The 14527-nt window shown below is 45.6% G+C and carries 15 protein-coding genes; 8 read left to right on the forward strand and 7 right to left on the reverse strand.

The window, feature by feature from the left end:
* Positions 1–759 (reverse strand): hypothetical protein, encoded by a 759-nt coding sequence (locus QT992_RS27995; RefSeq protein ID WP_333319431.1) that lies wholly within the window; start codon positions 757–759, stop codon positions 1–3.
* Between the two features lie 803 nt (positions 760–1562).
* On the opposite strand from QT992_RS27995, the gene ndk reads away from it, so the two are divergent.
* Positions 1563–2012 carry a nucleoside-diphosphate kinase gene (gene ndk, locus QT992_RS28000; protein WP_333238417.1) on the forward strand — a complete coding sequence of 150 codons (450 nt, stop codon included), beginning with the start codon at positions 1563–1565 and terminating at the stop codon, positions 2010–2012.
* A gap of 154 nt (positions 2013–2166) precedes the next feature.
* Here ndk and QT992_RS28005 read toward each other — a convergent pair whose 3' ends face one another.
* A complete protein-coding gene (locus tag QT992_RS28005; RefSeq protein WP_333378262.1) occupies positions 2167–2913 on the reverse strand; it encodes a creatininase family protein in 747 nt (248 codons plus the stop codon).
* Positions 2914–3446: 533 nt separating this feature from the next.
* On the opposite strand from QT992_RS28005, the gene QT992_RS28010 reads away from it, so the two are divergent.
* Positions 3447–4187, forward strand: a complete 741-nt coding sequence (locus QT992_RS28010; protein WP_333319435.1) for a response regulator transcription factor — start codon at positions 3447–3449, stop codon at positions 4185–4187.
* Positions 4188–4313: 126 nt separating this feature from the next.
* On the opposite strand, the gene QT992_RS28015 is transcribed toward QT992_RS28010, so the two are convergent.
* The 5 genes from QT992_RS28015 to QT992_RS28035 form a co-directional block, all read right to left on the reverse strand.
* Complete coding sequence (locus QT992_RS28015) at positions 4314–4511, reverse strand: hypothetical protein (protein WP_333339335.1); 198 nt, start codon at positions 4509–4511, stop codon at positions 4314–4316.
* 116 nt (positions 4512–4627) lie between these two features.
* Positions 4628–5383 (reverse strand): 4'-phosphopantetheinyl transferase superfamily protein, encoded by a 756-nt coding sequence (locus QT992_RS28020; protein WP_333378265.1) that lies wholly within the window; start codon positions 5381–5383, stop codon positions 4628–4630.
* A 63-nt stretch (positions 5384–5446) separates the two neighbouring features.
* Positions 5447–5608, reverse strand: a complete 162-nt coding sequence (locus QT992_RS28025) for a hypothetical protein (RefSeq protein ID WP_333149706.1) — start codon at positions 5606–5608, stop codon at positions 5447–5449.
* A gap of 39 nt (positions 5609–5647) precedes the next feature.
* Positions 5648–6961, reverse strand: a complete 1314-nt coding sequence (locus tag QT992_RS28030) for a dihydroorotase (RefSeq protein WP_333319442.1) — start codon at positions 6959–6961, stop codon at positions 5648–5650.
* A 216-nt stretch (positions 6962–7177) separates the two neighbouring features.
* Positions 7178–8539: a histidine phosphatase family protein gene (locus QT992_RS28035; RefSeq protein ID WP_333319444.1), complete on the reverse strand. Its 1362-nt coding sequence runs from the start codon at positions 8537–8539 to the stop codon at positions 7178–7180.
* Positions 8540–8990: 451 nt separating this feature from the next.
* Between QT992_RS28035 and QT992_RS28040 the strand changes: the two genes are divergently transcribed.
* From QT992_RS28040 to QT992_RS28065, 6 genes are all read left to right on the forward strand, one after another.
* Positions 8991–10583, forward strand: a complete 1593-nt coding sequence (locus QT992_RS28040) for a CPBP family glutamic-type intramembrane protease (protein ID WP_333319446.1) — start codon at positions 8991–8993, stop codon at positions 10581–10583.
* Between the two features lie 353 nt (positions 10584–10936).
* A complete protein-coding gene (locus QT992_RS28045; protein ID WP_333339346.1) occupies positions 10937–11149 on the forward strand; it encodes a hypothetical protein in 213 nt (70 codons plus the stop codon).
* A gap of 94 nt (positions 11150–11243) precedes the next feature.
* The gene (locus QT992_RS28050; protein ID WP_006633318.1) at positions 11244–11591 is read left to right on the forward strand and encodes an NINE protein; all 348 of its coding nucleotides are present in this window, start codon (positions 11244–11246) and stop codon (positions 11589–11591) included.
* Positions 11592–11729: 138 nt separating this feature from the next.
* Positions 11730–12467, forward strand: a complete 738-nt coding sequence (locus tag QT992_RS28055; RefSeq protein ID WP_333339348.1) for a helix-hairpin-helix domain-containing protein — start codon at positions 11730–11732, stop codon at positions 12465–12467.
* A 26-nt stretch (positions 12468–12493) separates the two neighbouring features.
* The gene (locus QT992_RS28060) at positions 12494–12976 is read left to right on the forward strand and encodes a DUF29 domain-containing protein (RefSeq protein ID WP_333378269.1); all 483 of its coding nucleotides are present in this window, start codon (positions 12494–12496) and stop codon (positions 12974–12976) included.
* 331 nt (positions 12977–13307) lie between these two features.
* Positions 13308–14468 carry a transposase gene (locus tag QT992_RS28065; protein WP_333319452.1) on the forward strand — a complete coding sequence of 387 codons (1161 nt, stop codon included), beginning with the start codon at positions 13308–13310 and terminating at the stop codon, positions 14466–14468.
* Positions 14469–14527: the final 59 nt, after the last annotated feature.

Raw genomic sequence — 14527 nt, forward strand, 5'->3', positions numbered from 1 at the left:
CTAACAAATATCGAGAAAGTCGATCGGGCAATGAGCGAAGGTAGAAATTGAGGATATTTGCAGCACAGTCTTGCAAGAATTGGTTTTGCTGTGTTGGAATAGCTCGTTCATCGCTTCTGTAAACAGTTCAAATACATTTTGTGCTAATTCTAAAGCTGCTTGGCATTCCGCATTAGTAAGTTTGATCTCTGCTAAAACTTCCAACATCTCTGGCGTGTTTAAAAGGTGATAATTTTCTAAACCCCCATAACCTCCTCCAAAATCAACATATTCTTTTTGGGTAACTTGCTGTAATTCCATTACCACTGCAAGCGCCGCCTCAAAAAAAACTTTTGCCGTTCCTTCGAGGACTTCCACTAACACCAGTTTCTCAATGGGAGAGGCTTTCCAAGCGTAGCGTTCGAGCACTGAACATAGCGATCGAGTTTTTTTAGTTTCTTCACCCCAAAGCAGTCTGAAGTCGCCGTAACTCATTAATTGGTTTAAGCCTAGTTCCTCTAGGTATTCTAGATAGTCGTGCCAGTAATAGTTTTTTTTATAAGTATATTTATTAATTAGTTCCTGAACTTTGCTATTACTAGAAGATTCTCGCAATACATATTTATTTAAATCGCTCAATCCCACAGCCAAAGGAGCGAGTACAGGTGCAAAAATTAGTCGTTGATTCGCGTGGATGTGTTTATTGGCTAGAAAGTCAAACAATGGCAATTTTGCAAACTCTTGCTTTTTGGGTTCAATGAATGCTACAATGGATTTCATACTTTTTTCGTCTGAAGGGTGGCTGTCAAGATAATCTTCATACCTCTGTTAATTATCTATATTTTTGAGCCTAAATAATTGTGTTTATTATCATATATATTTGTATTTGAGATCATAGGTAAGAGTGTTTGCAGTCACAGCAAATTGTGACCGCAAGCATCCCGGATACCCGCCACGTGATTCATTCCTTCGCAGACTCAGGACGGAAAAATAAAAAACCTGTATCCGATAAGCCAGCCCCCGAATTTATCCGTGGTGTCAATGCTTCAATTCTAAAATCTAAAATCTAAAATCTAAAATCTAAAATCGATTGACTTGTATCATATTGTGCCAGAAGTGCGAGCATCTTGTTCGCTAGAGATAAAATGTTCTACATTTAAATGGCATATTTAGGGTCTTGCTGAAAGCCACGCCACAAGAGTTTGATTATTTATTGACCGATAATTTCAAGGCTGATTAACTTAATATAGCCAAATGAGCATTCTGCTCGAACTCCTAAAAAATGCTGTTTACAAAATCGGGATGCTCCCTGCAAATCAGTCCTAGACGCATAGGAGTCTCGAAACCTGGTTTCTTCGGAGATTCATCGCTGCTCAACAAAAATTTTTATGAGAAACCCGGTTTCTTTAACCCTTGGTTTTATTGGTTCTTCCCTCTTTTCTCTTCCCTCTTCTTATTCCTTCTTCCTTCTTCCTGCGGCCATAAGTCTCCAAATGACAATTTCCAATTCTCAGAATTGCCTTTAGGTGCGTTGTGAGTTACTCTATCTTTTGGATCAGTTAACACAATTATAGGAGTTAATCTTGGAACGGACTTTTTTAGCGATTAAGCCCGACGGCGTACAGCGCGGACTCGTCGGCGAAATTATCGGTCGTTTTGAAGCCAAGGGCTTTAAGCTAGTTGGTATGAAGCTAATGACGGCGAGTCGCGAACTAGCGGAACAACATTATGATGTTCACAAAGAAAAAGCCTTCTTTGCTGGATTGGTAAACTTTATCACTTCAGGCCCTGTAGTGGCGATGGTGTGGGAAGGCGACGGCGTTGTGGCGTCGGCGAGAAAAATCATTGGCGCAACAAATCCTCTGAATGCAGAACCGGCGACAATTCGGGGCGATTTTGCCGTCAATGTCGGCCGTAATCTGATTCACGGTTCGGATGCTGTCGAGACTGCCCGTGCGGAAATTAGTCTCTGGTTCAAGGAAGAAGAATTGAGTGCTTGGACACCTTGTTTAACTCCTTGGATTGTGGAATAGTTTTGATATTCTCCCGATTGATTAATCGGGAGATATAGCCTTTCTCCGATAGATGAAATATCATGTTTCTGACTCACTCACAACCGTAAAATATAGAATAGTTTGAGAGTTCTTCTCGTTACCAGGCTCTTTCTGGTAACGAGAATAAAAAACGTTAATCAGAACTTAAAAACTCCAAATAATTATTAGTCAATTCTTTGACTGCTAATTCGTAAAACTGCTGACCGTGTTCGGGGGTTGCTAAGCCCGGATTTGAACCCATTCTGCCGTCGGGAAATCGGCGGCGGAAGTCAGCAGCACCGAAAATTTTGTGCCCGGAAGCGACTTCTTCCGAAAGCGGAGCTTGCTTGATTGCTTCTGGATAAAGGTACTGGGTTAAGGCGATTTCGCTGGGGGTGGCGTGGGAACCTTCTTGGTTTCCGTATAATTCTTTTGCTAGTTTGTAGACGGAACCGCACATAAACCAGTTGCCGATTTGACACTGGATTCTTGTGGCATTCGGTAAATTTAAGTCAGACAAATGCGCGTAAGTCTCGGAAAATGCAGCTTTCATTGTGGCAATGTTGCCACCATGACCGTTAATAAAGAAATATTTTTCAAATCCCGCTTTTGCCAAAGATGTGATGTAATCCCTGATTACCAGTATCAGCGTCTGCGGTCGCAGGCTGATTGTGCCCGGAAAGCTGGTGTGGTGCAAGGCCATCCCTACATTAATTGTCGGGCCGATTAAGGCATTGGCAGCTTCGCCGACACCGTGGGCGATCGCCTTGGCAGCAATGGCGTCAGTCCCGATCAAGCCGGTGGGCCCGTGCTGTTCGGTGGAGCCGATCGGGATAATTATGCCTCGGGAGCTTTCGAGATAAGCTTCTACCTCGGGCCAGGTACTCAAATGCAGCAACATGATAGGCAGTCTACAGAATTTTTACTTGCTATCGTCGATCGTAGCCGGCACGCGAAAAAAAAGGACTTTGGAGCAACTTATTATTGTATTCTTAAAAAAAGCTCTACAGTGCGATCGTCACTTTACCGTTATATTACTTAACGTTAATAATTTAACCAATTGATTACCAAAATTTTACCTTTTAATAACCTTTTAAGAGTAGTATAGCAAGCATCTCCCTATAAATTGGGTGTTACCTGGTCGATTAACAGCGGGCAATGTTTTATGAAATTAACACCGACCCCGAAAAATGACCAGACTTCTGTGGCCTGGACGCAGGCAGACAGCGCGGCTCCGGCAACTGCTCTACGGCTGTATTCCTTGTATGAGCAAGTAGCAAAGGTCGAGCGCATGTCTGTGGGATGGACGGGCGAAGGATTTTAAGCGATCGAACAAATGGCGATCGTACAAGCGATCGCAGCGCGAGAGTGCCTCAGCTACTGAAGAAGGTACCTCGCGCTAGCCACATACAAACATCACTCCCACTGATATTTATGTCTTCTGTTGAATTAAGCGAAAGTCCTTCAAGGTTGGCTGTTGGACAAGCCGGCCGTATCTTGTTATTAGAAGGTGAAGATCTGTTGCGGGAAATGCTAGCTTTAGCCCTTAAAGAACAGGGCTATGAGGTGGTGGTTACTAGCGACGGGCGCAACGCTCTGCCTTCTGTACAGGCTTCTTCGTCATACCAGGGTGAATTTGCCTTTAACCTGTTAATTATGGATTCAATTAACGGTTTGGATCTGTGTCGAATGTTACGGCATCAAGGAAATCCCGTCCCTATTTTGATTATCGGTGCTAGAGGAAGTGCCAACAATTGCGCTTTTTACCTAGAAGCCGGATCGGATGATTATCTGACCAAGCCTTTTGGAATGCGGGAGTTTATCGCTCGCTGTCGGGCGCTGATGCGACGCCAGCGCCTCAGTAGGTTACCGGAACCGAGGACGCTGCAATATAAGAGCATAACTCTGTATCCTGAAGAGTGCCGCGTGTTGGTTCGCGGTCTGGAAGTGAAATTTTCTCCTAAACAGTTTCGCTTACTAGAACTATTTATGAGTAATCCCCGGCGAGTTTGGTCTCGCGATCAGTTGCTGGAAAAAATTTGGGGTCAAGATTTTATCGGAGACAGCAAAACAGTTGACGTTCACATCCGCTGGCTGCGCGAAAAGTTGGAAATCGATCCGGCCCAACCGGAATATATCATTACGGTACGCGGGTTCGGCTATCGATTTGGTTAAATTATTAAATCAGTTGTACGGTGGCAAGTTGCAGTCGAATAGACAAATAAGGACACAACATTTTTGTGTCCTTATTTGTCTATGGAGGGTGGGCAATACAATAGCTTGGAGGTGCAACCAGTAGAGCTATTCCAGCGACTGTTGCCGTTCTCTTTTACCGTGGGCGAGCTGTATAAACTCACATCTTGCACCATTCTCAAGAACAGGCAAGATGCCTGTTCCACAAACAGTGAATTTTCTTGTGGAACAGGCATCTTGCAACATTCTCAAGAACAGGCAAGATGCCTGTTCCACAAACAGTGAATTTTCTTGTGGAACAGGCATCTTGCGTCAGCAACAGGCAAGATGCCTGTTCCACAAAGAGTGAATTTTCTTGTGGAACAGGCATCTTGCCTGTTCATAAAAAGCTTATTGATAATGCTGCAACATCTCAGTATAAATTAAAACTCCCCTGTCCACTCCCAACAATGAAGTTTCCAGCAATCTCCTGCAACCGCAACAGCCGCCACCATATCTGAACTGGGAAATAATTCAATTAAAGACCATCTCGATGCTTCTTCGGGGTTGTCTTCAACATTTAACAGCGCTGCAGGTTCTCCTGGTGCGAGGCTGACATCAAACTGATTCAGGGGAATAGAAAGTCCTTTTCCGACTGCTTTAATGTAGGCTTCCTTCCGAGTCCAGCAGGTAAAAAAAGCGCGGGGTTGGAGATGTTCTGGGAGCGAACGCAACACAGAGTGTTCTAATGGTGAAAAAAACTTCTCAGCAATTCCCAGGCAAGAAAAGTTGGGATTTATGCCTTCAATATCGACACCAATATCTCGATTTTTGGTAATCGCAATTAGAGCCAGGTTCCCTGAGTGAGACAAATTGAAACGCAGGGTATTTCCACCTTGGGCCGCGATGAGAGAGGGTTTGCCGTAGGGATTGTAGTCAAAGCGCAAAATGTGAGGATTTATGTTAAGATAGCGACTCAGAATCGCTCTGAGTGCGCCACGACTCACAATAAATTGCGATCGACCTTTGGGAAAGTGGAAACCCTCGGCTTTTGTCCGCTCGTCTGTAGAGAGAGTCTGTTGTAAACTCTGCAAGCAAGATTCTGTTTGAGCCAGAGAGACGCGCCAAACATGAATTTCGCCCTGATCCAATGTCAGGTTTTGCGGTGGGGACTTCCACGAATCAAAAGCAGCAATCATGTATTTATCTTCTTTTCTGAGTCACCTCATCCAGCATTCCCAGAAACAGGCAAGATGCCTGTTCTACTTTTGTTCTACTTTGAGAAACAGGCAAGATGCCTGTTCTACTTTTGTTCTACTTTGAGAAACAGGCAAGATGCCTGTTCTACTTTGAGAAACAGGCAAGATGCCTGTTCTACTTTGAGAAACAGGCAAGATGCCTGTTCTACTTTGAGAAACAGGCAAGATGCCTGTTCTACAATAGATAAATTTCAATCCCAAGAATCAATTAATCCAGGTTTGTACAACTTTTCCTGCTAATTGCTGTCCCAACCAAGGCGTATTTGCCGATCGCGACTTCAGACTTGGCCCGTCAACAGTCCAACTCATTTGCGGGTCGAACAAAATCAGCTCAGCAGAGACTCCTGGTGCAACAGTGGCGGGGGTTTGTCCGAGACAAACGGCCGGCCTGGTACTCAAAACTCGCCACAGTTCCAAAGCCGAAAAATCGCCAGTTTCTACCAGTCCGTGCCATAGCAAAGGCAAAGCTAATTCCAAGCCGATCGCCCCCGGCGGACTATCAGCAAAAGCCACAGTTTTCTCCTCATAAGTATGCGGCTTGTGGTCGATCGCGATCGCATCAATTACGCCATCTTTCACAGCTTGAATCAGCGCTAATTGGTCGCTGAGATTGCCCAACGGCGGTTCTAGACGTAAATTCGGATCGTAGGGCAACGAAGCAGTCAGAGCATTTTTCCCGCCGGCATCTTGAGAGTTTCCTGAAATTGCCCCGACATTCAACAGCAAGTGCATCCAAGTCACACTCGCAGTCACCGGCAAACCCCGCGCCTTCGCATCTCGAATCAATTCCACGCTGCGCGCCGTAGAAACGCGCATAATGTGTACTCCTGTGCCCGCAGATGCCACCAACTCCAGGATTGCCGCCAAAGCCGAAGTTTCCGCACTCGCCGGAATTCCTGGCAAACCCAAGCGCACCGACACCGCACCCTCCCGCGCCGCGCCATTTCCTGCCAAAGTTCGATCGCACGGCCACAAAGCCACAGACTTGCCCAAAGGCTGGATATACTCAAGCAAACGCCTCACCAGAGCCGGATTAGACAGCGGCAAACCGTCTGCAAAACCCACCACCGCAGAGGATGCCAGCTCGCCCAACTCGGCCATCTGCTGCCCTTTAACGCCCGCTGTCAGCGCTCCCCAAAAATACAAGCGGGGCAGGCCGGGCGGCAAATTGCCGATATATTGCTGCAACAAAGCTAAACCGGCCAAATTGTCAACAGGTGGCGAGGTATCCGGCAAAATCGCCACTCGCGTAAAACCCCCTGCCGCCGCAGCCTGCATTAAAGATTCCAGGGTTTCCCGATCCTCAAAACCCGGTTCTCCGCTGTGGCTGTAGATATCAGTTAACCCCGGCCCCAAAATCAGTCCCTGGCAATCCCGCACTTCCGTGTCAGGGGGAAACTCAGCTATTTTTTCCTCAACGGCTTCGATCTTACCTTCAGCAATCAGAATATCAGCGATGCGATCGGTCTCTGAAATTGGATCTAGCACCCGTACATTTTGTAGCAGTTCGCGGCTCATAACTTACAATTCATAATCAAATCCGCTCTTCATCGGAATTATTGATCTCTCTTGTCTCCCTCTGTGTTCTCTGCGTTCTCTGCGGTTAAATCATTCCGATCCAACCGGAAACGATATCAAACATAAAAATTCAAACACTTCAAAACTTATATCATGTCGGGTAAAATAACGCTTATCAGGTTTGTACTGAGGACTGAAGTCCTCACTACAAACCTATTACAGTGCTCCGGCTGCTGTTTGGTCAAAAACGCCGCCGCTCAAATGAGTTGTGACATTCATCGCTTGTAATACCGGCAAACCATCGGGGCCGTGGGGATAATCAATCACGCTAACGGCTCCGTTTCCTTGTTTGAATTTCCAGAAATGTTCTGGTTCCAAACCGAATAGGTGGCAGAGAATTGCTTTGTTAATGGCATCGTGAGCAACGACAATCCCAGTACCAGAAACAGATTGTACAATTTCGCGCCAAGCTGCGATCGCCCGATCCCAAACTTGCTCCAAATTTTCTCCTTCCGGCATTTGCACATTTTCAGGAGATGTTTTCCATTCTTCGAGCAAACCCGGATAGGATTGTTCTATTTCTGATTCAAATTTTCCTTCCCAAAGTCCGTGGCTGATTTCTCTCAAGTCATCGCGCAGTTCCAGTTGCAAATCGCCGTGATACTTGAGAATAATTTCCGCAGTTTCTTTCGGGCGCAGCATGGAACTGCTAATCGCAAAATCCAATTTTACATCCTTGAGAAATTCTGCCGCCCGCCGGGATTGTTCGCGGCCGTTATCGTTGAGAGGCACGTCAATTTGTCCCTGAAATTTCCCTGCTTTATTCCAGTCGGTTTCGCCGTGACGCACCAGCAACAAGCGCGGGCCTTGGTGTCCGTCCCTCGGTTTGGGAAAAATTTCCCCGGTATGGGAAGTTAAATTGACCGATTCTAATTGAACTGCAACTTTCTTTTTTTGTTCTCCGAGTTGGTCGTTGGTAACAGGGTAACTTCCAAAATTAATGACGCTAATTCCGCAATTTGACTGTTGAATTGATTGATAGTAATCCGGGGTAATTTCCGACGCGGTGGCGATGAGAGCGCGGTTTATTCCGTTGTGACCTACTACTAGAATTGTGCCGTCCTGGTGGCGCGATAAAAGTTCTTGCCAAAAATGACGGGCGTTAGCAAAAACGGCTAATACGGGAAAGTGTTCGATTTCTCCGTCAGCAGATGGCAGTTTCATGGAAAATTTGTCGGGCTGTTTTTGCCACTGCTGATATGCTTCGGGGAATTTGTCGATCGCATCTTGGCGCAACATTCCTTCCCACAGAGGCAAATCGATTTCCATCAAATTATCAGTTGGCTGGAGTTGTGGCGGATTTGTCAAGCGCGACAGGATGATTTCCGCTGTTTCTTTGGCTCGTTGCAGGGGACTGGTATAGGCGGCATCAAAGGCAATACTGCTGAGTGTGTCGCCTACTTGCAGGGCGGCGCTGCGGCCTGCTTCTGTCAAAATTGATTTATCGAGGCGGCCTTGGATGCGGCGTTCTTGATTGTAGGTGCTTTTGCCGTGACGGACTAAGATAATGCGAGTCATTCGATTTTAGATTTTAGATTTTAGATTTTAGATTTAGCCTGTTACCGCGCTTCGGGTGCGCGGTGCGGATCTTACCTCATACATCGCGGGTGGTTACTCACATCTTGCACCATTCTCAATTACTTGTTTAGGAACAGGCTTTTCGGCCTGTTCCACAAGAAAACTCAATTCTTTGTGGAACGGGCCGGAGAGCCCGTTCTTGACAATGGTGCAACATCTGAGTTATGCCGCACTACTCCTGTAGGGTGCGCCATAAGCACCGTTGGGCTAAGGTGTGAACCTTACGCATACATGGCGGAGCGAGGATTTGTGGCGTAAGTCTTGTTGAGGCGAGTCAAAAAGATAAGCCAGTGAAATTTTACCAGTTGTCGGGATACTCTCGTCTGCAACGACCTATGATTAAAGACGGAAAAGATTTAGCCACGGATTCGCGCGGGACGGAAAACGAGGAATGACACTGAAGCGGGTTATTTTAGGTATTTTAACGGCGATCGCGATCGCCCTGGTCGGTTTATCTTTACTTGCTAGTTGGAATCAGCCGCAAATTCAAAGCCGGCTGGAACTCTACCAGACAAATTTGCTGCTGCACGCCTCGGAGTGGCAAGGAGAAAATAATCAGAGTGCTAATTTAAGTTCGGCGCGCAACAATATTGTCGGTGCAGATCCTTTAAATACGGCTTTGACGCAATATCAAGAAGCGCGAGACTCGACTCGCAAAACTCTCGAAACATCTCAAGCACAAGTTAAAGAAATTCAGTCTGCCATTGCCTCTAAGTCTGAGGATAATACTCTGAATTTGGCTCAAAATAAGGCGGCGTCCGAGTCGATAAAGCAACAGTCAGTGCTGCTAAACGAACTTGACTTGCGATTGGGAATTTTGCAGGCAAGCAGTGGGAAAACTGAGGCGGCTCTCCAAAGTTGGAAAAATTTAGTGGAGCGCTACAAAACTAAAAGTGATGATGATTCTTCGGTGGTAACTGCTCAAGTTTTAACGGGAATTTGGAGCAATCCGGCTCAACTGCTGCCGGATGCCGAGCCGCGCATTCAAAAGTCTTTGGATGGCTGGTTTCGCTATCGCGCTCTAGCTCAACTTTACAAGCTGCAAGAACGTTCTAAAGAGCTGACGGCTCTGCAAGCAGCAGAGCAAGTAACGGCCGAGCAAGCTGTAGAAAAGTTGGCAATTATAGTGGGCGTTCCGGCGATCGCACTTTGTATTGGTACGGTTTTGCTGGTTGGTTTGACCGTGCAGTGGGTGTTGCAGCGGAAGCAGTTAGATACAGCAGGTTCCGGCCCGGTGTTGGCGCTCCATTCGAGCTTGACTTGGGATGTGCCTTGGGACGGTGAGATTGTTTGGCAGGTGCTTGTGGTCGGCTTTTTCTTTGTCGGCCAAATCTTGATTCCCTATTTGTTACTGCCTGTTTCTCTGGCTGTTTTAAAACTCAATCCTGCTACTTTTGACCCGCGCGACAAGGCTTTTTATATCTTTGCTACTTATTTGTTGCTGTCGGCTGGGGGGCTTTCGGTACTGTATTTTTCGGTCAAGTCTTTTTTGCCTTTGCCGGAAGGTTGGTTTCGGATTAATTTGCGGGGAAATTGGTTTTTGTGGGGATTTGGTGGCTATTTTGTTGCTTTGCCTTTGGTAGTTTTGGTGTCGCTGATCAATCAGCAATTGTGGCAGGGACAAGGTGGCAGTAATCCGATTTTGCCGATCGTTCTCGAAGGTAGGGACAACGTGGCTTTGGCGGTGTTTTTCGGCACTGCTGCGATCGCGGCTCCGGTTTTTGAGGAAATTGTGTTTCGGGGCTTTCTACTGCCTTCTCTGACTCGCTATTTGCCTGTTTGGGGGGCGATCGCAGCTTCTGCTTTATTGTTTGCTGTGGCTCACTTGAGTGTCTCTGAGATTCTGCCTTTGGCGACTTTGGGTGCGGTTTTGGGGTTTGTGTACACGCGATCGCGCAATCTACTTGCTCCTATGCTTCTGCACAGTCTCTGGAATAGCGGTACTCTTTTGAGTCTGTTTCTTTTGGGCGGGGGCGCGAGTTAATTGGGGCGGTTGTTAATAATTGTGAATTAACCGAGTTTTTTTGACAGTTTTCGTGCGGGCGATCGACTCTTGCCAAAAACAGCAGTAGGGTGCTCGGTGCGCCCCTGATATCTAGCCCGGTAAAATAACCGGAATTTCATTAGGGGCGGGTTCACGCTAATCTGTAATCTCAGCCACAGATCCAGATAGACCCGCCCCGGTCGCTTATTTTAGCGGAAAAACAGGGTTTAACATGGAAGTAATATCTTATTGGCTGAGGATTGAGAGACTCACCGGGGCGATCGAACCAAACGGAAGTTGACAATCGGGCTAATTTATAGGTAAATTTTAATTTAGGATGAGGCTTAAACCCAATGAGCAATTTGAACAGCCACAAGTTAGAGGGAACGCCGAGTTGGATGCGTTTCGCACCCTACGCAGCCTTGGGCATTTTAATATTTTCTCTCAATTCAGGCAGCGAACTAAATTATTTCTTGAGAGGCTACTTGGTCATTCTACAAGCTCAAGCCGGTATAGTTATGCTGTATTTTGCGATGTCTAAGTTTCGCAAAAACCCAAATAAATGAGTAAAAATTAGTAAAATTACTTAGCTCGATCGTTCAATGTCGCGCATTCAAAGTCGATCGCGGAAGTTAAAATAAAAAACTGGAGAAAGTAAAAATGGTAAAAGATAAAAGCGTAGCAGTTGTGTTAGCTTTCTTTGTAGGAGGTTTCGGAGTTCACAAATTTTATTTGGGCAATAACTTAGCAGGGGTATTATACTTGCTATTTTCTTGGACATTAATTCCGTCAGTGATCGCATTTTTCGATTTTATCGGCCTGCTGCTGATGTCGGAACAAGCTTTTCAGGTTCAGTACAATGGTGGTACGTTGCCGTCGGGGTATGCCCTCAGAGCGGCAAAAGATGTAACCGGGGCGATCGGCGAATTGAAAAAACTTTACGATATGGGCGCAATTACGGCCGAAGAATATGAAGAAAAACGCCAAAAATTGCTGCGAGAATTGTAATTAAGAAGGCAGTTCGGCAACGGATTATGTAACGGATGTAACGGATGTAACGGATGTCAGTCCGATGGAAGTCGGAAGAAGGAAGAAGGCAGAAGAAAGCCCACTATTAAAAAAAGTGGGATTGAAATTGAAAGAAGTGTGATATCACAGCTATTTAAGGATAAAATTAAAGTGTCTCAAGATTTATACTGGCTGCGTCAAACTCCCAACTGGGTGTGGTATTCTTTTATTCCCTACTTCGGCGGATTGGCGATCGCCTATGCAGGTCAAAAGTCAAATATTCGCAGTTGGATGGGATGGGGTGTTGGCATTACTTTAGCAGCCCTAGCGGTATCTTCTTCAACTAATTTGGGTACGATCGTGTGGATTGCTCAAATTGTTACTGCTTTTAGTTTGAAAAAGCGCTATCTCATCAAAACCGCACCCAGAGGTTTACTGGTTCCTGCAAGTCCGACGAATGCCGAAGAACTGGCAAACGTGCGCGGCAAAATAGATATTAATGAGTGTACCAAAGACGATATGGTCAGAATCTTGGGTTTGCCGATCGTCTACGCCAACGATATTGAATCTTTGCAAAACGAAGGCTACCTTTTTACCCACGCCGAAGAGTTATCAGAAATAGCCGGAGTTCCCGAAAGTCACGTCAGACGCATCGCCCCGATGATTTGCTTCAGCTACAATTATCAAAAAGAATCGCAGTTTACTTGGAAACGGTTAAATATTCTTTCGCCGGAAGAGTTAATCGCCACCGGTTTAGATCGATATGTTGCGGAAAAAATAGTTAGAGAAAGGCAGAGAAAAGGCGCTTACAAATCAGTTGTCGAAGTCAAGCGGCGGACGGGACTGCCTTTTGATTCATACCGCCATATTTGTTAATTTACAGTTGTTAGCACCAACAGCTTATGACAACAAAATTAGAAGTTGAACGACAAAAATTGTATGATACAGATTACCTGAGATGGATCGAAACCACTCTGGAAAAGTTGCGGGTTCGCGACTATTCAAACATCGACTGGGAAAATCTGATAGCAGAAATAGAAGACATGGGGCGAAGTGAACGCCGGAGTTTAGAGAGTAATCTGGTGGTAATTCTCCTGCACTTGCTCAAGTGGCAATTTCAACCGGATCAAAGAAGCGGTAGTTGGAAAGGCAGCATTGTCGAACATCGCAGACGCATTCGCAAAGCTCTGAAAGATTCCCCCAGTCTCAAACCATATCTTGAAGAGGTATTGGCCCAATGCTATGCGGATGCAGCAGAACAAGCAAGTGCTGAAACTGGATTGCTTGTAGACACGTTTCCGAAATTATGTATCTACAGTGCTGTCGAGGTTCTAGATTCTGAATTTTTGCCAGATTTTCTGCCAGATGAGATGATTCAAGGGTAGTATGGCAAAAAACTCGATCGCCTCCTGGTAATTGACATTAAATGTACCGGCTGGCAAAAATCTCCCCCTGCAGGCGGGCAAGCGCGAAATTATAAAAAAAAGTATTTATAGCAATCCTAAGTGATTTTCTAGATATGTAAAATCTGAAAGTCTTGCTATATAAGAAGTCTAGGAAGACAAGAAGGCGTGGTGTTGTGAGACTCAGATCGGATTGCTATATCAAAAACTGGGTTTAAAACCCCGTCCTTCTAGGACGACTTTTATGTAAACTTTTGTTGTACCACATCTTACTTTGTGCCAGATGATGTAGCATAAGGTGGGAGGTAAAACAATGCTAGTCTTCGAGTTAAAAGCTTACGGAAAATCAAGCCAGTTCACGGCAGTAGACGAAGCAATTCGCACTGCCCAGTTTGTTCGCAATAGTTGTTTACGCTATTGGATCGACAACAAAAAAGTGAACAAGTACGATTTGAACAAATACTGTGCGGTATTGGCAGCATCGTTTCCGTTTGCTGATGAACTCAATTCGCAGGCTAGGCAAGCTAGCGCCGAACGTGCTTGGTCTGCTATCTCCCGATTCTACGACAACTGTAAAAAAGGAACTCCCGGCAAAAAAGGGTATCCAAAATTCCAGAAAGACTGTCGTTCTGTCGAGTATAAATCGACTGGCTGGAAACTTGCAGACGACAGGAAATCGATTAAATTTAGCGACAAAAAAGGAATTGGCAAGCTCAAGCTAAAAGGTACACGCGATCTGCACTTCTACCAAATCAACCAAATTAAACGGGTTCGATTAGTAAAACGTGCAGACGGTGTATACGTCCAATTCTGTATCGATGTCGATAGAAAGGAAAACACGGAGCCATCTGGCAATACCATCGGACTAGACGTTGGGTTGAAAGAATATTACACCGATTCAAACGGAGTTACGGTGGAAAATCCTAGATTCCTGAGAAAAGGTGAGAAAGTTCTCAAGCGTTGTCAGCGTCGCGTATCCAGAAAAACTAAAGGTTCCAAAAATAGAGGCAAAGCTAGACAGATTTTAGGTAAGCAGCATCTCAAAATAAGTAGACAACGCAAAGATCATGCAATAAAACTTGCACGGTGCGTAGTTCAGTCAAGCGACTTGATAGCCTACGAAGATTTGAGAATCAAGAATATGGTGCAAAATCATTGCTTAGCTAAGTCTATTAACGACGCATCTTGGTATCAGTTCCGCATCTGGCTTGAATATTTTGGAAAAGTATTTGAGCGGGTAACGGTTGCGGTAAATCCGCAATATACCAGCCAAGAATGCTCTAACTGCGGAGAAGTTGTTAAGAAAACGCTGTCCACAAGAACGCACGTCTGCAAGTGCGGGTGTACCTTGGATAGAGATTTCAATGCAGCCAAAAACATCCTAAGTCGAGGATTGGGTACGGTAGGGCATACCGGAACCTTTGCACTTGATGCAAGTAACGCTTTGGGAGAATCAGTGCGAATCGTTGGCTAGAAACAAAATCCAACAGGGTTTAGGGGGATTAGCCGCAAGGTGTAGAACCTTGACAACTG

It is taken from the genome of Microcoleus sp. T3_D1, from assembly GCF_036700405.1.
Classification (GTDB): domain Bacteria; phylum Cyanobacteriota; class Cyanobacteriia; order Cyanobacteriales; family Microcoleaceae; genus Microcoleus.